Origin of the sequence: Pseudomonas sp. N-137 (assembly GCF_034555295.1) — a bacterium.
In the GTDB taxonomy this organism is placed as follows: domain Bacteria; phylum Pseudomonadota; class Gammaproteobacteria; order Pseudomonadales; family Pseudomonadaceae; genus Aquipseudomonas; species Aquipseudomonas rhizophila.
Map to the genome: position 1 here is coordinate 560,425 of NZ_JAXUDQ010000030.1, position 18,466 is coordinate 578,890.

Sequence of the window (18,466 nt, forward strand, 5' to 3'; positions counted from 1 at the left end):
GTACAGGATAGGTACTAAGGGAAGTCAGGATGTCAGAGATGAAGAAAGTCACTGTCACTGTTAAGAATTTTGAGTCCAGCTCAGGTGACGAATATGCACGCCTCTACAAAAAAGTTCGTATGGTAGATGAGGCTGGTAAGATTATTTATTATAAGAACCTAATCATTCCCAAATACCTTGAACGTCACGGTGCGTTTGCCCGAGACATTCCAAGAACTTGGTTTGTGAAAAGCGTTCATAGGTCGGCAGTGGTAGTTGTAGCGTTTGAAACCCCAAACGGTACAGTTGAGTATGATTTTGATGAAATTCGCAATGTATCGCGAGGGGGCTTTTGGGGTGGGGTTCTCATCGGTATTGCCGCAATTCCTGCCGGAGTCATTGTGGCAATTGCAACGTATGGGCTCGGATTGGCCTTGATTCCCTTTATGTTGTATCAAGCGTATTCGCAAGTATTCAGGATTCCGGCTCGGTTGAGCCGGAAGCAACTGCTGCAAGACTTTTCCCACCACGGGATCAGCGTCGGAGAGGGCTGGTCACGATAGCTGTGAAGCTCCATTATCTGCATCGGCATACATTGCCTGGGCAGGGCTACCCTAGCGATCTTTACGTGGCCTATGTGCTCGAAGAAAAGGGTTCGAACAGGAGTTTCGTCGCATGCCGATCGTAGCCACGATTTTCGATGCTTTTGGAACGGTCGTTCAAATTGGACGGAAGCGCCATCCGTATAGACAGCTCCTTCGCCTCGGCGCTCTTCAAGGCCGTAGGCCAAGTGCTGCTGACCTTCATCGTTTGATGACTGCCAACCTCAGCCTGGACGCTGCTGCCGAAACGTTTGGTATTGGCTTGAGCCCCGAGCAGATGAAGTCCTTGCAGCATGACCTTGAGGATGAGCTGGACTCCATCACTGTGTATCCCGACGCAATCGAAGCGCTTCTGTTGCTCAAGGCCGAGGGGATGGCCACGGGTATCTGCTCAAACTTGGCCGCTCCCTACGGCCCGGTTCTGCGCGAACGTCTCAGCCATGTCGATGGGTTTGCCTTGAGTTATGACGTCGGAGTGATGAAGCCACATCCAGGTATTTATCGCGAGATCTGTCACCAGCTTGGAGTTACTCCAGGCCTGGACACGCCGCATTCAGGTGAGCGTGTCGCGATGATTGGGGATTCCGTGCAGTGCGATCGGGATGGCCCAAGAGCTGTCGGGATCTCCGGCTTCCACCTCGACAGGAAGGGGAATGGTTCTATCTCCAGCTTGATGCAGTTCGCAGAGCTCGCATTGGAGACAGCCTGACAGGCATCTTGGTAAGTACGACTGAGGCTGAAAGGGGGACGTACCACCAGGCTATCGGTTGACATCTGCCCCGTTATTTGGCGTACCGTAGTGGCCATTAACCACCAATCGGTAACTGGGCGCTGAGTTGACTGCTAAGCCTGCTGCCGAGCTTTGATCTAGGACGACCATCAGCCATGGATGATCTCGGTTTTGACTTTGCCAACGCGGTGCCGTGGTTTGCTCATGAGCAGGATCTGCCCTATGTGCTGGTGAGGATGACTGCCCAGAACGTGGCACTCCTGGAGGCAGCCATGGCCGAACCGCTGCGCCGTTGCTACATCACTGACGGCGCTCTTGCGGCAGCGGTAGCACGCCATGGAGTAACGCCTGCTGATGTTCTAGCAGCCAAGCTTCCCGATGCCGGTGCAACCATGGCGGGGGATTTTGGAGAAGTGCTCGGCTACTTCTACCAGTCCACCAAGGAGCATCCTGATCCGGCCATTGGCCCCAAGAAATGGCGGCTCAAGCAGGATAGAACGAAGCCTGCGCCCAAGTCCGATGTCGTTCACTTCATCATGCCCAATCGACCTGCTGCGAGTGCGGATGATCAGGTTCTTTGCTCTGAGGTGAAGGTCAAATCTACTAGCGCTGCCTCAAATCCAATCGGCTCGGCTATCGCTGACTGCGCAAAAGATCGCACCAGTAGGCTTGCGAGCACATTGGTGTGGTTGCGCGAGCGTGCGCTGTTTGAGGATCTGGGAGATGTCGATATCCCGCTCCTAAACCGCTTCATCAATGCCGTTGATCATCCACCAACGACTCAGCGCTTCCGGGCAGTCGCTGTCATCTGTGAAAGCCTGCTCACTGCAGAGCTCCCCAATGCCCCAGTGACGGCCAGCAGTGAGTACACCCTTGTGGTGATCTCCGTGCCGAATCTTTATACCACTTACAACGCGGCCTTCGAGGCTGCGCGGGCGACGGTGCGTTGATATGAGAGCTTCCCTGCAGACTTGGATCAACGATGCAGATAAGGCCCGGCATTTGGGCCAGTTTTCCGTAGCTGCGTTGCCCATTGAGCTGGCTCAAATCAGCAATCGATCCACGGATTATTACATTTCGCTTGTCGGAGAGCTGTTCGACGGCCTTCACTCCACGACGGTCTCAGGCGATGACTGGGCGCAGTTGGGAAACGCTTTCCTCCAGTTCTCGAAAGACATGCCGACTGAGCAAATTGAAGCGATGGGCATCTCAAAGAATGAGGCGGCATTGTTTGCTGCTGCCGCGTTCTATTTTGGGGATTTCCCAGCGTCCGCCTGCTTGGCCATGAGGCAGTCGTCGCCGCCCGCCGATCCGTTGAGTCCATGGGCTGCCTGCTATGACTTCCTGGCGCGGCCAGAAACGCTGGTATCTCAAACGGCACACCAGGTGCAGGAGCACCTGCGAACAGGTGATCTCCCTGGTCTGCGACGCATTGTGGAGGCGAGCACTGGCGAGGCGGCCAACGCCTTGCAGGTTGGGCCAGATCAGTGGGTGGCGGCGGCTTTACTCAGCCGCCTTCTGGCCCGCTTCGATGCATCGAATACCCGCGCTGTGCTGCCGGATGGCGCAGATGCATTCTGGACGCCACTGATCAACGCCTTTATAGATCGCAAGCCATCAACGTGGGAGTTCTTCCCCTCTCAGATTCAGGCCATCGATGAAGGGCTACTGAGCACCTCAGAGAGCTATGCGCTGCAGATGCCAACTGGGGCTGGCAAAACCACGCTCTGCGAGACACTGCTGTACTGGCATCTGAAGCGAAACCCTGCGCACGTCGCGATCATGATCGTGCCGTACCGCTCGCTGGCTTCGGAGCTTCGACACTCACTGGTTCGTCAGATGAATGGTCTCGGCATCGCAGCGCGTTGCGCGTATGGCGGCACGATTCCGTCGGGAGACGAAGTACATGGGCTTGATCACATCAACGCGCTGATCGCGACACCTGAGTCGCTGTCCGGAATCCTAAGTGCCGATCCAGCCTTCGCTCAGCGAATATCGCTGGTCATCTGCGATGAAGGGCATCTGCTCGACAGCTCCGGCAGGGGAATTGGCCTTGAGCTGCTGTTGGCTCGGATGAAGGCCCGCCTGGTCAACCCGATCCGCTTCGTGTTCATGTCGGCGATCATCCCTAATATCGAGGAAATCAACGCCTGGCTCGGAGGGGACGATGACACGGTCATCAGAAGCACCTATCGGCCAGCAATCGCGGAATTCTCCGTGCTGCGATCATCCGGCGCCGGGGCCAACAAATCTGTACGTCTGGACATGCACCCGCACGCACTGCAGCGGCAGTACTCGATCCATGGCTTTCTGGATCGAAGCAACTTCCAGTACCGGAATCCCCAAACCCGCCGAACCAACACCTATACCTTCACGTCCACCAAGACCCTGGCCGTCAGTACAGCCCGCAAGGTGTTGTCGATGGGGACGACTGCGATTTTTGCCGCCAATAAACGAGGACATCAGGGTGCGATTGGCTTGGCAGAAGAGCTCATCAAACAGCTAGAGTGCCCACTGCCATTACCGAAGCCTATGGATTTCGCCGATCTCGATGTTCTCAGGTCGCGCATCGAGTATCTCGAAACCGAGTTCGGTGACAGCTGGATCGGCGCGAAGGCGCTGCGAAATGGCGCGGTGTTGCACCACGGAGACATCCCTCAGGAGACGCGGGAGGTCTTGGAAGAGTTATTGCGGGATCGGAAGATCCAGTTGGTGATCTGTACCAGCACGCTCGCGGAGGGGGTCAACCTGCCGATCCGCTCACTTGTTCTGTATTCGGTGCAGCGTCGCGTTGGCAGCGGGCAGCCAGAGAACATGCTTGCCCGCGACATCAAGAACCTGGTGGGTCGAGCCGGTCGTGCCGGTGCCAATACCAAGGGCCTGGTGATATGCGCTAATCCTGATCAATGGTGGATCGTTCAACCTGTAGCCACCGCAGGTGCAGGAGAGTTAGTCAGGGGTTCTCTGCGGAAGTTGATTGTCTTGCTTGAAGCGCATCTGAGAACCACCGGCATCGTGCTTAGCAATCAGTTCTTGGAAGCCCAGTCAGCCAGTCATTCGCTCATCGACGGGGTGGATGCGACGCTTATTGAGTTAATGGCAGAGGAGATTGGAGACGCCGATTTTGTGAGACTGGCTGCCGACCTGTCCGACCATACCTTTGCTGCCCAGCAATTACCTGCCGCTGCCGTCGTCACGCTCCGGACTGTTTTTGAACTGAGAGCGCAGCGTCTGATCGGGCTGAGGGCTGATGGCAAGATCGCCTGGCTGCAAGATACGGGTGCCAAGGTGCGCCTGCTGGATTTCGTCGAACAGACCCTGCTACCCAGCAGAGTTGATTGGACTGCTGCAGTCGATCCCGTAGCTGACGAGCTGCTGACTGCCATCTTGGAGTGGGCATGGCAGGACAGGGAACTGAAGTCGGACGTACGTGTGGCATTCCGACTGGAAGATAGCCAAAACACTGAGCACGCGAAGCCTAGGTTCTTCGAGATCGTTCGCCAATGGGTACAGGGCGCAACGTTCGCAGAAATTGCCGAATCCACCCGTATGGAGGTGGACGATGTCCTGGGAATTTACACGCGCGCCGTTACCTACTCGTTGCAAACATTGGTCGAGCAGGGCATCTCGCTGCTTGCCCGGCTGTTGCTCGAACGCGGTATCGAAGTGAACGATGGCGTGACGGCTTTCGTCGAGCATCTCAAATTCGGCGCACCTTCACGCATTGGGGTATTGCTGGCGAATGGCGGGGTGAGGCATCGCAAGGCGTTTGTCGAATTGGGGAACGCGATGCAGGCGCTCACCATTCCGATTACTGCAGCAAACGCCAGGACATTCGCACGACGTTCGCTTGAGGCCCATTCAGGAGCATGGCGTGACGCCCTGGGTGAGTTTGTGTTCTCTAACACGCTGACGGATGTGGGCAGAGCAGGGTAGGTCAGCTACAGACCTCTTGCTGGCTCGACGAGACATGCATCTGCTCTCCCAGTAGCACCAACATTCGATCCGAGGGATCCGAGATAAGCTTGTCACGCGGGTATGGGAGATCACTGCGGTGGGACAAGCTAAGAAGGTGTGGGCCGCCTGCCTGACCTGAGGTTCTTTGCGAAGGTGATCCTCGCAACGCTGGAGGGTACCTTGGCGAACCACACCCTGGCCTCAGCCCAACTCATCGAGTCGATCCCGCTTTTGCAGGTGATGGTGATTCTATTTGCTTCTGCCGAGCGGAAGCACTATGCCGGTCGTGTCGTGCGGCTATTGGGAAGTATCCAGGCCAGTGTCAATTTGACTGGTCTAAGCGGGGCAGCAGGGATCTGAGGGCCGCCGCTGCCTTCGGATACCCATACCAGGCGCTTCTAAGCCATCGTGATGGCATCCCTGATTGACCTTGATCTTGATCTTCCCGCGTCGAGGCGCAGTACAAGAAGGGCACTCAAACACTCATTCAAGGCGCCCAGGCAGCAGGTAGGGTGCGGGCTCATCACCAGCCCGCGTAATGAGCCAGGAGGTGTGCCCAGATCTTCAACGCCTGACCGTTATTGCGAAGAGTTGCGAGCGCCTTTGCCGCAGGGATTTGGGTCGGGCAACCCCCCGTCAGGAAAAACTTATCCGGCCCTGGGCAATAAAGATGTATCAATGTCAGTACCATAATTTGTTGAACGGGCGCCATAGATCTGTAGGCCTTGCGCATCGTTTTCAACGAGGCTGGTATCGGTGTTGATTGCTGATAGTCGTATCCCTGGGGGCGCATTGTGAAGTGACTACCTTGCGAGCCATAAGGCTCGACTTCGATAAAGCAACTCTCCAGTTGGTAGTTACGCACAATTTGCCAGGCCGTATTCCCAAAAATTTCGCCTCGCAGCGCTGCCGAAGGTAAGGTGGGAGGCTCCGCATCACAGATCAATGCTAAGGCAGTAGACTCCGTTCCGTCCATGCAAGGAATTTTATCTACCAGGGCAACGAGTGTGTAGTTTGGAATACGACCTGCTGCAAAGATGGGGTCAACCGCTGCATAAGCGGCTAGGGCCACTGGGGTGCGAGAGTGGTGGATATAGCATCCGCTTGCCACCGCTACATCAGTGAATGCCCAAGTGCCTATGGACGTCCTGTACACGCCCAACTCACTGAGTAAAGCAACTGCGTCATTCATATACTGGTTCTGGCTTTTCATCTGAATGCTCCGCTTTGCGGATCTTAGAAGAATTTCTCGAATTAAGTATCGAAATGGAGTTTGCAGCCTCAGAGGGCATGTCTGTCCATTTGGTACGAATGCCTATATTTTGCTTCCGATATATGTGTGATGGACTTACGGAAAGGGATCGTCTGATATGGTGTCGTCGAAGGCGAACATTATAAGGTCGTAATGGAATACGCCGAATCTCTCTGCGTCTAAAATTTGAAGGCCATAAAGGAGGATTGGGTTGTTGGCTTCCAAGGTGTTTAGGGTTGTTGGGTCTACCCGTACCACATCCCAGCTTTGCCATTGAGTGGTCGCGGCTTCTTGCCAACGCTCGTCGTAGATTTTTTCCAGGGCGGCGGAGTTAGCGACTGCGGGAAATGTACCGACAATTGTGATCTTATTTTCGCCAAGATGTAGCATTGAGATTGGTGAGAGTAACTCGGCAACAAGTGCCCGCTCAATCACTTCGAAAATTCTGTAATCATAGTCTCCGTCCCATATGACAGCGAACCTCTGCAGCCCGAGGGACTGGGCTTCAAGCCTCTCGTTATACCGCTGTGGTACTGCGTAAATGGTGTAGATGGGTGCGCCAGAGACCTCATCAATAGCGTCGTATTCGGGCTGGAAGAAGCGAGAGCATATGCGGAATACCGGTTCTTTCTGCTTGAAGTTCATTGGATGCTCTTGGGTGTTGAGGCTGGCGATGCCAGTATTTGCTTGTGGGTATTCAGTTCAGGGCGTTACGCAGCCACCTGTATAAGTTTATGCAGTCTGTAGCGTTCATTGATAGAGCTATCTTTTCCTATTTGCCGGATTCTTTGATGGATATTGGATGTTCTGTGGCTTGGCTGAGTGCTCACTCAATAAAGTACATGGTTGTGGTTGTGTCAAGAGGTGAAGGTGCACGGTTGAAGTTTGTCTTATGGTGGGTTAAGTGGATTATTTCAAGTATTGTATTATTTGCAGTTGCGGCATGTCCGGCTGTTTTTTAGTGCGCAGGATGGATATCGAATATATTGATTTGTCTAGGTGGTGCGGTCAGGCAGAAGCGGTGCGAGCAGAGGGTTTTGCAAATCAGGGAGTTACCTGCTGGCTCTTTCAATTAATGGATAAATGCGTTGATCAGTACTCCGGCCCGAATGCCAGGCCTAGGAGTTATCCGAAACTCTCGGGTATGCGAAAATCGGCTGGCCACCTGATCCGTGCCGGCTATGGGTCATATGAGTTTTTCCGACTTCTAGCACGCCGGTAGGCGCAAGCTAACCGCCCCGAGCGTTTCCTTGCCGAGATGGATCAGGTCGTACACTGAGCAGGCCTGCTGGGGCTGATCGAACCTTTTCCACCCCAAGGCCGGTTGTGGTAGAAGGCCATACCCAAGTCGCCGAACTGCTCAGTCGGGAAGAAAAGGCGATGTATGCGGACGCTGGATACACTGGTGTTGAGAAGCGACAAGAGCATGAGGATCATGACGTTATCTGGCAAATCGTGGCTCGGCGCAGCACATATTCCAAGCTGAACAAACGCAGCCTGTCGTACAAAGCCAAGCGCAAGATCGAGTACTGCAGAGCGCAGACACGCGCTAAGGTTGAGTATCCGTTTGGGTCATCAAGCGCCAGTTTGATTACGTGAGAGTACGCCTTCATAGGCTGATAAAAACACGGCCCATTTGACCACGCTAGCCGGAGCTACCTCAGTCCAAAGACGCGCATGTTCATCGATGCCTTGGTTGAAGAGTGGACTCCGCAACCGCCTTGGGAGTAGGGCCTAGCATCGGGCCTGTGAGCCATTTCAGCTGGCGACTTTACCTGTTGATAGCACGAGCACCCCAAGCCGTAACACGTTGCCATTGTCCATACCCATATGAATCGCCCCTGGTTTCCTAGGGACTCTCCGAGCAAGTCTCGGGTATGCGAAAATCGCATGACCACCTGATCCGAGCCGCCCGTGAACCGATGAGCTTTTCCGACTTCGAGTAGGCCGGTAAGCGCAAGCAAACCCGTCGCGGGCGCTTCCTTGCCGAGATGGATCAGGTCTGGTGCTAGACAGGCCTGCAGGGGCTGTTAGAGGTCAGCTCGAATGGGTGGTAGGGAGCATCCATGACGAGGCGAGTTGGAGTGGTATTTGACCGCTCAGGGCATATGGAAATTAAGGTGAAAAAAGTATGATGGAATATCCAAAGCGGACGACTAACGGTGATGCAGGGGAGTATCTAGTTGCGCATCGGTTTACCAGGGTGCTGGGATGGCCCTACCGGATGCTTGATGTGGATCTCGGTGTGGATGGAGAAGTCGAAATACTCGATGCGAGCGGTATTTCGACGTCGGACATCATAAAGGTGCAGGTTAAGACCTTTGAGTCAATATCCAGTGAGCAGTCGAAGGGTATTTATGTAACTGAGAAACATATTGAGTACTGGAAAAGGTTCTGCTTGCCGATCATCATGGTGTGCGTTGATCTGAGTAAGGGGAAGGTTTACTGGAAAGCTGTGACGGCAACAGAGTGCTATAAAAGTGGTGGAGCCTCGCAAGTTGTTTCAATTGACCTGCGGACTGATGAGTTGACGGCAGGATGTGCGGCCAGGCTTAAAGAGTTGGTTTCTCCCGCCGAGTCAAAGAATATCGAATTGGTGCTGGACTCTATGCGCCGCCTGTGTGGCATAATAAAAAATCAGAATGATGAATGTGTAGATGTTGATCAACTTGGCCGTGTTCAAAATCTGGTGGAGAAATTTGAGTCTCAGGCTCGGCTATTTGATGAGTTGGCTCACCATTTTCCTTGGCGTTGCGGAGTTCTTACTCGTCGGGAAGTCGAAGTTATGCGCCGCATTGTTACCCAGGTCGATAACAAAGTAGGGGTGAGCTACAACAACACTGTCGAGGGAATGTGATCTTTCTGCGTGTCTTTGTGGCTTGATGAGTGGAACTACGTCTTGGCAGCGTCTTAGGGTGTGGTACCAGTCCGGACATCAAGGTGGCTGGTAGGCTTGTACCACCTCAAGCCATGTCCTTTTGGAGGTTTTCTTCTTGGGTCTCTTTGTCCGGCAAGAAGCGGCTTTGAGGGGGGGCGGGATTTTGGTGCCAGGTTGGTGATGGTAGCCTGGAGCCTTGCCCCGGTAGAAACACATGCTGCCTCGAAGAGTGCCCACGGCAGAACCATTCCATGGCCACAACACGCTGCGATAGACATCGTAATGGCAAGTGGCTATGTTGATGGCTTGTCCATAGGATCTCGTTTCAAGGAAGACCGCATGAAGCTGAAAATACTCTCCGTAAAGGAGCAGGGCGAGGCGAGCGCTGAGCGCCTGATGCTGCAAGCACTAGAAGACTGCAACCTAAGCAACTACGCAATCGTTGACAACACGTACGACTCTAATGGTGCGCCGAGCAATAGCTTAGACATACGTATTTCTTTCCTTCGACGCAAGTGAAGAAAGGTGATTACATTTCGCTGCATACCAAAGCAGGTAGGAATGCGAAAGCAGAAACCACCAATGGCAATCCGTTGTATCGGTTCTACTGGGGGCTTGCGACCTCTGTTTGGAACGATACCGGGGATACTGTGCATCTACTGGAGATCAGCGGTATTAGCAAGCTGAGAATCCCTGCCAAAGCCTGATGACGACATGCTTGGAATACAGCTCTATTGCTTGGCATAAAAGGGCGCTTTTGCGCGCCCTTGTTTGGTTTCCCTCCCGCTCAACCTCAATGCTGGTTCATTGGCCAGGACGGTTTGCAGGGTGTATGGAAACCACATTGTCAATTTGACGTAAGCGCCGATCCGCCTTATCCCATGCTCTTAGTAGCATGAGTTCTCTTCCAAGTGCAGCTTTATACTTCTGTTCAAAGCTATCAGCCTTTTGCTTGGCGTCAGACATCTTGCGCTTGGCCTGGTCTACCTTGAAAGCTCCGGGGCTGGCGTTTTCTAACTGGGCTTTTGCCTTGAGCTCCACTTCTCTAATAAGGGGGGCGAATACAGAGCGGTTTCTCTTAATGCTGCCTGCGCTTTTCCCAGCTCCGAGAGCTACTGCTTTCAGTGTGATCTTAGCGCCAGATGCTTCAAGGCGGTTTAACGAGTCGTAGTAGGGGCGTAGCGTTAGTGGCTCTGAGGTGGACTCATTCATATGGGATACTCTAGTCGTAGATTAGAATTAACCTTTCGCGATAATTTGATCGCGCAGATCTCTAAAGTCCTCTAGGTTTTGCTGCTCGGCACGGTGCTCGATGCTGCCCGGTTTAAGTTCGGCCAGGTCAAATTCCATCACCGCAATTGTGTCCTCCATTATGGATTCGATCCCAATGAGCCAACGGCACCCTGGGCAAGTAAAAAAATTCCCATGGGCTCGTTTATCACAAGGATACGGCGAACCGCAACCGCCGAGAGGACTATCTGCCCAAGCCTGGAGGCCAAGCGCAGATTTTCTTTCGGTCTCCTCACGAGAGCTCATGATCCATACGTCTGAATCCTCAGTGGCCATGATCTCTCTACCGCGCTGGCCGTATAGTCGCTCAGAGGATTTTAACGCCATGCGGACAAACATCGCGCCATCGGCCTCTTGCTTGGCGCGTTGCATCTCGTTGGCTAATTCAGGGTTGATCAAGGCGAAATAGTAGTTTTTGGCCGAGCAGCCTTGCGTGTAGTAACGTGACATCACGATAGTTAGGTGCCCAAGCAACCGTTTAAGTGATGTGAGGGTAATCAACCCGCTCTGCGCTGCAAATACGGACATGGTGCGACGGAATTGATGCGTTGTGATTACCCAAGGTTTTCCTACCTGAAATTTTGGGTCGTCTCGCCAATTCCTTAGTGGATCTATCGACTCAAGTTCTAAGATGTCGCGCTCCGTGATAATAACGGGGTTTAGCCTCTCCTCAGCTGAGGTGTTTTTCATCAACTCGTCTACCGAATTTTTTCCAGTGCTACGAGGATGCAAGGCAGGTGAAAGGAAAAGATTCTGACTACGATTTTTGGAGTAAGGTGAGAAAATTGTATTGATGAACTTTAATGTCGTAATCGGTTTTAAAATTGCCTTGGTTGTAATCCATTTGCTTGGTTTGGGGCGTTTGTGAAGTTTGGTTGAAATGCCGAGAATATACAAGGCTTCGTTGTTCCAGCCGTTAGCCTTTTCAAGGCATTCCGTGGTGAGGGAGCGAACCTCGTGATCACGCATGAGGGTAAAAAGATGAACCAGGTTTTTGGCGCAATGGCTAGCAGTGGAGACGTAACTAAGTAAGTTTGCAAATGAGTTCCAGTCATGTTTTGTGCAAAGGTATTGAAGCCCATGTTCTTTGATCGCTGTTGCGAATGGAGTATTGCCCGCAGTTTCTCCTGATGATGCGGCTGGTTGATGGGTGTGCAGTTTGCGAGGCGTGTACAAGGAGCTGGATTTTCCATAGTTATAGTCTGCTGCGCCAGCGTCCAATATAGATTTGATGTTGTCTTTGTTTTCTAAGAATTCATCCAGGACTGCGGTATACTGAGAGTATTTCAGCAATAAAATCCGACTTGGGATGATTGGGTGCTGCTGTGACTTTCTTTTCTTGCCTGCTTTGTTTTTTGCGATGTGAAGAAGTGAGCCGTCGATCGGAAAGCCGCGCTCGCTTTCTTTGATGGACAAGAGTGTGCGTAGGATTGAGATAATGTTTCGCTTCGAGTTGCGGGGCATTATTTCGATAAGGTTCTCAAAGATTTCCGGGCGAACAAGTAAGTCCTTGAAAGATATGTTTTTGTCTCGGCAAAATTTAGTGGCTATTAGCATGGCGTAGCGATGGCTGTGAACAGTGGCAAGCCGAAGAGGCTGGTCGCTATGCGATTTGCCAAACATCTTCATTAGTAGTATTTTTTTTACTACATTGAGATCTTCGCTTCGACTCTCGCGAGAACGATAGAATGGTAAGAAATCAAATTTCGGGTTATCCGAAACGCTGTAAGCGAATGCAGGTAGGTGCCAAGTGTCATGGGACAAGATGCTGAGGATCTCTCCCTGCTCCGTTCGGGATATGACGGTGCTTTCAGAAAGGCGAGAAAAATCCATTCCCAATGCTACATCTGTGGAGAAGTATTCCGGTTTGATTGGCGCTGAGCCTGAACTCGCCGAGCTGGCTGACTTCTTTTTCATTTCAATACCCTGATGTTGATAAGGCGCTCGTACAGACGCTCCCAATAAGGATGGAGTTTGAATTCTTCTTGGATCTCATTAGTGATGGTGTTGATAGTCTCTAAGAGATCTGGGCGGAGCTCGGTGAGTCGTGAGGTGATAGCGTCCAAGCGAGTTAGGGCTGCGCCGTGGACTTTCGCAAAGTGATCGGTGTTCTCGCAGGCATCAAGGTATTCAACGATGATGTATCTCATGCTCAGCAGCTTTCGGACTCCATCTGCGTCCGCGTGTACGCGAAACTCAGAGCAAAACAGGCACCCCAGAAAGCTTTTGCAATTAGGTTTGTAGGCATCTGGTGCTGGGACTAACTCTGAGGGGGCACCTGTATTGCATTGGCCAGCTGGGCTGTTTTCGGCGTGATGCGTTTCAAAGATCTCAGACGCCAGGTTCAAGACAGCAGTGATTTCATCGATTGCGACTTTTTCCTGAGCATCCGCATAGTAAGTAAGGGTGGTTGTACCACTGTGTTGCATGACCGCAGCTACAACGGGTACTGAGAACCCGCTGTTGAGCAGATAGACCGGCTTATATTTTCGCAGCTCTCGGGCTGTTAGGCCTTCGAATTGCTCATCAAGGAATCGCGTGATTCGTTCATTCAGGCCAAATATAAGATTGCCAGTTATACGTAGCTTGTGTGGAGTGTAGTGCTTAAAGCCGATAAACAAATAGGGGCTATGAATGCCTTGGTTTATGTATGACCTGAGTTTGAGGAATTTTTTGAATTGTTTGACAAATGTAACGTGGATGTCAAACCTTTGCTGCATACCGTTCGCCCTGCATTTTACAGTTCGGAAACCTTGGTTTTCACTTTTGGTGTACTCAAAACTCTCTGAGTAAAGAAGGGCTCTGGCAGGATAAGTGTTCATTCCAGTGTTGGCAATGAACAAAGAGAAGAAGGCATCTTGGCACATTTTGGCTAGCCATAGCCTTTTAGGATGTCTCGAGTCGTGATTGGCATTCTCCAAGTTTGCTACAGCTTCACTCCATCGAATTTTCACGGAGCTTCTGGAGGTCTGAGAGTTTTTTATGCACTTTGCCAAGGAATTGATTTCCCCGGTCGTGTAGTTCCAGAATACTGAAGCTTCAATCTTATCCTTCGCGCTTGCTAAACCTGGCGTGATAATAGGATATTCTACTGGCGAAATTAGTGCGTGCGTCTCCATGTATGGGATGCGATGTGGAAAGTTTCGGTGTTCAATTAGAAAATCAGTTAAGCCATCGAATATGTATTGGCAAGGGGTTAGATGTGCCGCCATTTCTTCCTTTGATGGTGTTCGGGTGCTGTTTTTCCTGCCCCGAGAATTAGAGATGATCGGTAAGTTCGCGCGAAAGTTTAGAGGTGTGCCAGGGAAGAATATATTCCCGCACATGATCGCTTGTGCTTGCAACCTATTTGCGGCATGTGCGCCAATGGAGTTGGATTTTTGGCGGTTCTGCAGATGGGCAGTGTAGTTATCCAGCGCTGACTTGTAAGCCACCGGATCGGCTAAGAAGTTTTCATGACCATTCTCATCGCACCAAACGCACAGTCGTGCAAGCTCGGTGCCTGACTGGTAAAGGCTATACCCAGAACCCTCCTCGTGAAAGACTGCGCCGTTATAGGAGCACCATGCGCGCAGCGGCTCCATACGCTCATTTCGTAACGTGGTGAGATCTACGGGCTTGGGTGAGAACCTGCTATGATATTTCTTCTTCTCGTAGCACAGCGCCCCGATATCAAGCTTCCGATCAGACTCACAGTGAAGCATGAGACTCTGGATAGGCGCGCTATCAAGTCGGGTTTGGAATTCGTCCTGAGAGAGTTGATAGGCATGGAGGTCATGGCAAATCCGGCCTGAGTTTTTCATGGCTTAGCATTTCCGTTCGAACCAGACCTTCGAGATGGACTTCGAAGTCTGACTGAGCCTGTTGGAGTTCAGGGTTCTCGTCATAGAACCGTAGATAATTCATCGTCACGTTGATGTCCTCGTGGTTTAATCTATTTTTTAAATGATCTAAAATTTCCAGCTGGTTCATTTTGCCTTCGTCCCTTTTCTTCATGTCGTCGTTAAGTAGGTTCATCCCAAACGTAGCTCTCAGGTCATGCAGATGGTAGGTGAAGTCTTTATTCTTCATCTGCATTTGAGCTATCACTTTTCTGCAGAACTGACGTAAAGCAGAGGCCTTTTCAGTGCTGTAGTTGAAAAGCTTTTGATCTGCCTTCGCGATATAGTAGGGTTTTCCTGTTCGAGTCAGAAATACATACTGGTCATCCGGATCTTGGATGGGGGAAAGCTTTGCTCTTGTTTGATGGCGTGGAGAGTTTATGTAAATATCAAGAATGTTATGCATCCATGCAGGTAGCAATACAGTTTGCTCTTTTCCATTCTTCGCCTCGACTAAGTGGCCTTCGCCCATCTCTATTCCATATAGCGCGAACTTATATTCGTCACTTGCATGGCCCACCCCCCTTTTCACAGAGCGGTGTCTTAGGGTTGAAATCGACTGGATTCTCATTCCTGAGGTAATGCCCACCAGATGGATTAAAAGCATTTCTGGATTTTCAAGGGCTATTAACGTATCCAGCAAAAGCTGTTGATTTTCCCTAGGGATAGGTTTTAAATTCCCGCCATCTTTAATGAAGCGACCGGTCAATACGCTTTTTGAGTTCCTGAACGTGAGGTCGGTGCTGATGACTTCTTTTGTTTGAAGGAGTCCGTGTCGGTCAGTGTAATTGACGAAGCGAGATTTGCTCTCCCACATGTCTTGCTTTGGCCTGAATCCGCGCGTGTTAACAAACCAGCGGTACATGCCTTGAACTGACCCAATCTCTCGGTTGCAGTAACTTCTGCTGCGTTCGCCGGCGATGATATGTTTTTTTAGTTCCGACTTGTAGAAGTATGTGGGGCGCTTGAACTTAGGGCCCTCGAAGTCAAGGAGGTCTTTGCCGTGTGAATAAAGCTTGTTCATGAAGTCGCAGATATCGGTCGCCGCACCGGAGACGGTTTGTTCCTTGTCCCCCATTACGGTGATTCGTTCAAATAGGTAAAGACTTCCTTCTCGCCACAAAGCGCCGTCGGGCTGAAGGATTACATGGAGGTGGGGGCAGCTAGCTTCCATTAGGGGGATGGGACGTATGGGGTACGGTTCATCCAAGCTGGGTGCGTCAGGATAGGTGTCTGGGGATAACCACTCGGTGGCGTCAGCTGGGGCGCACGGCTCCCAAAGGGGCACGTTTTTCAGCGTGACCTTGCGGTACTGACCCTTTGGATTTTCATCTTGCGTCTGCATGACTGCTACCTGAATGGTTGGTACGTGTCCATTCAAGTTCAGCTCACAGGTTATGTCAAACGGGCGGAGCTCACGGGTGGTTCTGCACCTTGACCGTGTGCAGCGTGATGTCCACCACATCACCGTCGGCCCCCACCTGAGGCATCTCGATCCAGTCACCGACCCGCAGCATGTCGTTGCTGGTCAACTGCACGCTGGCGACGAACGACAGCAAGGTGTCCTTGTAGACCAACAGAATCACCGCCGACATGGCCCCCAAACCCGACAATAGCAATAGCGGCGAGCGGTCGATCAGGGTGGCAACAATGATGATCGCGCCAAACACATACAGCACCATCTTGGTCAGTTGCACGTAGCCTTTGATCGAGCGGGTGCGGGCGTGTTCGGTGCGGGCGTAGACATCCAGAAGGGCGCTGAGCAGGGCGCTGATGGCCAGCACCATGAACAGGATGGTGAAAGCCAGGGCAACATTGCCCAGGAAAATCATGCTGGTCTTGCTCAGTTCCGGCACCAGGTGCAGGCCGAACTGGATGACCAGCGAGGGCGTCATCTGCGCCAGGCGATGGAAAACCTTGTTCTGGCGCAGGTCGTTGACCCAGTGCAGGGCCGGCTGGCGACCCAGCAACTTGGCACCGTGCAGGATCAGGTAACGCGCCACGCGCCCCAGCACCAGGGCAATCACCAGCAGCAGTATCAGTGCAAGGCTGGAATGCAGGAGGGGATGCTTATCGAGAGCACCCCAAAGGTCTTGAATGTTGACCCAGAGCTGTTTGATGTCCATGGACGAAACGGTTCTTCTATAAAGACGCGACGGTGCGATTAGAGCATTTAAGCCAGGTTAAGTGACCCTTGATGACGAGTCGGCTCACAAAAAAGCCACTGATTAGCGCCGTTCGTATAAAGAAACTCGGCCTTCGCGCTCGAAACCGTTACCCTATGCAGCTGTTTTTTTGCATTTCTTCGAGGTAGCACCCGTGTTTTCCCAATTCGCCCTGCACGAACGCCTGCTCAAAGCCGTGGCCGAGCTTAAATTTGTCGAGCCAACGCCGGTGCAGGCAGCGGCTATTCCGCTCGCGCTCCAGGGGCGTGATCTGCGGGTGACGGCGCAGACCGGCAGCGGCAAGACCGCGGCGTTCGTGTTGCCGATCCTCAACCGCCTGATCGGCCCGGCCAAGGTTCGTGTCAGCATCAAGACCCTGATCCTGCTGCCGACCCGTGAACTGGCCCAGCAAACGCTCAAGGAAGTGGAACGCTTCTCGCAGTTCACCTTCATCAAGTCTGGCCTGATCACCGGTGGCGAAGACTTCAAGGTCCAGGCCGCCATGTTGCGCAAAGTACCGGACATCCTGATCGGCACGCCAGGGCGGATGATCGAGCAACTGAACGCCGGCAACCTCGACCTCAAGGAAGTCGAAGTGCTGGTGCTGGACGAAGCCGACCGCATGCTCGACATGGGTTTTGCCGAAGACGTGCAGCGCCTGGTGGACGAATGCACCAACCGCCAGCAGACCATGCTGTTCTCCGCCACCACCGGCGGTTCGGGCCTGCGGGAAATGATCGCCAAGGTGCTGAACAACCCTGAGCACTTGCAGCTCAACGCGGTCAGCCAGCTGAACTCCACGACCCGTCAGCAGATCATCACCGCTGACCACAACCAGCACAAAGAACAGATCGTGAACTGGCTGCTGGCCAACGAAACCTACGAAAAAGCCATCGTGTTCACTAACACCCGCGCCATGGCCGACCGCATCTACGGTCGCCTGGTGGCCCAGGAATACAAGGCGTTCGTGCTGCACGGCGAGAAGGACCAGAAAGACCGCAAGCTGGCCATCGACCGCCTCAAGCAGGGCGGCGTGAAAATCCTCGTCGCCACCGACGTTGCCGCCCGCGGCCTGGACGTGGAAGGCCTGGACATGGTCATCAACTTCGACATGCCCCGCAGCGGCGACGAATACGTGCACCGTATCGGTCGTACCGGACGCGCCGGCAACGATGGCCTGGCGATTTCGCTGATCTGCCATGGCGACTGGAACCTGATGTCGAGCGTCGAGCGCTACCTCAAGCAGAGCTTCGAGCGCCGCACCATCAAGGAAGTCAAAGGCACCTACGGCGGACCGAAAAAGGTCAAGGCCTCGGGCAAGGCTGTTGGCGTGAAGAAGAAAAAGGTCGACGCCAAGGGCGACAAGAAGAAAACCGGCGCCAAGGCCCCGACCAAGCGCAAGATCGCCAACCGTCCGAAGACCGACGCTTTGTCGCTGGTCAGCAAGGACGGCATGGCCCCACTCAAGCGCCGCAAGCCTGAAGCGCCAGCGGCTGAGTGAAACGGCGGTAGTGCTGCACAAAAAACCGGACCTTGGGTCCGGTTTTTTATGGATAACTGAATCTGACGCAAAACCCGTGGCGAGGGAGCTTGCTCCCGCTGGGCTGCGCAGCAGCCCCAACAAAGTGGAATTTACAATCATCTAACGAGTTGACGCTTCGATTTCAGGGGGCGCTTCGCACCCAGCGGGAGCAAGCTCCCTCGCCACAAAAGCAAGCTGTATCCGCTCCGG

Annotated in this window: 14 protein-coding genes and 2 pseudogenes; 9 read left to right on the forward strand and 7 right to left on the reverse strand. The window is 52.9% G+C overall.

Annotated elements, in window-relative coordinates:
* Nucleotides 1-38: 38 nt before the first annotated feature.
* From T3A99_RS23715 to T3A99_RS23735, 5 genes are all read left to right on the forward strand, one after another.
* Nucleotides 39-542 carry a hypothetical protein gene (locus T3A99_RS23715; protein WP_305378986.1) on the forward strand — a complete coding sequence of 168 codons (504 nt, stop codon included), beginning with the start codon at nucleotides 39-41 and terminating at the stop codon, nucleotides 540-542.
* Nucleotides 543-654: 112 nt separating this feature from the next.
* On the forward strand, nucleotides 655-1,290 hold the full coding sequence (locus T3A99_RS23720; RefSeq protein WP_305378985.1) for an HAD family hydrolase: 636 nt from the start codon (nucleotides 655-657) through the stop codon (nucleotides 1,288-1,290).
* A gap of 176 nt (nucleotides 1,291-1,466) precedes the next feature.
* Nucleotides 1,467-2,261, forward strand: coding sequence for a Hachiman antiphage defense system protein HamA (locus tag T3A99_RS23725; protein WP_305378984.1), 795 nt, complete (start codon nucleotides 1,467-1,469; stop codon nucleotides 2,259-2,261).
* A gap of 1 nt (nucleotide 2,262) precedes the next feature.
* The gene (locus T3A99_RS23730; protein ID WP_322834851.1) at nucleotides 2,263-5,247 is read left to right on the forward strand and encodes a DEAD/DEAH box helicase; all 2,985 of its coding nucleotides are present in this window, start codon (nucleotides 2,263-2,265) and stop codon (nucleotides 5,245-5,247) included.
* Nucleotides 5,248-5,448: 201 nt separating this feature from the next.
* Entirely contained in the window at nucleotides 5,449-5,628 is a 180-nt protein-coding gene (locus T3A99_RS23735) for a hypothetical protein (RefSeq protein WP_305378982.1), read from the forward strand.
* Between the two features lie 163 nt (nucleotides 5,629-5,791).
* Here the strand turns inward: T3A99_RS23735 and T3A99_RS23740 are convergent, their stop codons facing one another.
* Together T3A99_RS23740 and T3A99_RS23745 are read right to left on the reverse strand one after the other, a co-directional pair.
* Nucleotides 5,792-6,481 carry a hypothetical protein gene (locus T3A99_RS23740; protein WP_305378981.1) on the reverse strand — a complete coding sequence of 230 codons (690 nt, stop codon included), beginning with the start codon at nucleotides 6,479-6,481 and terminating at the stop codon, nucleotides 5,792-5,794.
* 135 nt (nucleotides 6,482-6,616) lie between these two features.
* On the reverse strand, nucleotides 6,617-7,165 hold the full coding sequence (locus T3A99_RS23745; protein ID WP_305378980.1) for a hypothetical protein: 549 nt from the start codon (nucleotides 7,163-7,165) through the stop codon (nucleotides 6,617-6,619).
* Between the two features lie 696 nt (nucleotides 7,166-7,861).
* Here T3A99_RS23745 and T3A99_RS23750 point away from each other — a divergent pair.
* The 3 genes and pseudogenes from T3A99_RS23750 to T3A99_RS23760 form a co-directional block, all read left to right on the forward strand.
* Nucleotides 7,862-8,258 (forward strand): annotated as a pseudogene (locus T3A99_RS23750) (transposase); the annotation flags it as partial.
* Between the two features lie 393 nt (nucleotides 8,259-8,651).
* Complete coding sequence (locus T3A99_RS23755; RefSeq protein WP_305378979.1) at nucleotides 8,652-9,377, forward strand: DUF4365 domain-containing protein; 726 nt, start codon at nucleotides 8,652-8,654, stop codon at nucleotides 9,375-9,377.
* A gap of 360 nt (nucleotides 9,378-9,737) precedes the next feature.
* Complete coding sequence (locus tag T3A99_RS23760; protein WP_322834852.1) at nucleotides 9,738-9,917, forward strand: hypothetical protein; 180 nt, start codon at nucleotides 9,738-9,740, stop codon at nucleotides 9,915-9,917.
* 285 nt (nucleotides 9,918-10,202) lie between these two features.
* Here the strand turns inward: T3A99_RS23760 and T3A99_RS23765 are convergent, their stop codons facing one another.
* From T3A99_RS23765 to T3A99_RS23785, 5 genes and pseudogenes are all read right to left on the reverse strand, one after another.
* Complete coding sequence (locus T3A99_RS23765; RefSeq protein WP_305378977.1) at nucleotides 10,203-10,610, reverse strand: hypothetical protein; 408 nt, start codon at nucleotides 10,608-10,610, stop codon at nucleotides 10,203-10,205.
* 27 nt (nucleotides 10,611-10,637) lie between these two features.
* Nucleotides 10,638-12,605 carry an integrase gene (locus T3A99_RS23770; RefSeq protein WP_322834853.1) on the reverse strand — a complete coding sequence of 656 codons (1,968 nt, stop codon included), beginning with the start codon at nucleotides 12,603-12,605 and terminating at the stop codon, nucleotides 10,638-10,640.
* The gene (locus T3A99_RS23775) at nucleotides 12,602-14,491 is read right to left on the reverse strand and encodes a hypothetical protein (RefSeq protein WP_322834854.1); all 1,890 of its coding nucleotides are present in this window, start codon (nucleotides 14,489-14,491) and stop codon (nucleotides 12,602-12,604) included. The genes T3A99_RS23770 and T3A99_RS23775 overlap by 4 nt, the downstream gene beginning before the upstream one ends.
* Complete coding sequence (locus tag T3A99_RS23780; RefSeq protein ID WP_322834855.1) at nucleotides 14,463-15,914, reverse strand: site-specific integrase; 1,452 nt, start codon at nucleotides 15,912-15,914, stop codon at nucleotides 14,463-14,465. The genes T3A99_RS23775 and T3A99_RS23780 overlap by 29 nt, the downstream gene beginning before the upstream one ends.
* Nucleotides 15,915-15,993: 79 nt before the next feature.
* Nucleotides 15,994-16,695: pseudogene (locus T3A99_RS23785) on the reverse strand (mechanosensitive ion channel domain-containing protein); the annotation flags it as partial.
* A 193-nt stretch (nucleotides 16,696-16,888) separates the two neighbouring features.
* On the opposite strand from T3A99_RS23785, the gene T3A99_RS23790 reads away from it, so the two are divergent.
* Nucleotides 16,889-18,235 (forward strand): DEAD/DEAH box helicase, encoded by a 1,347-nt coding sequence (locus tag T3A99_RS23790; protein WP_047227912.1) that lies wholly within the window; start codon nucleotides 16,889-16,891, stop codon nucleotides 18,233-18,235.
* Nucleotides 18,236-18,466 lie beyond the last annotated feature (231 nt).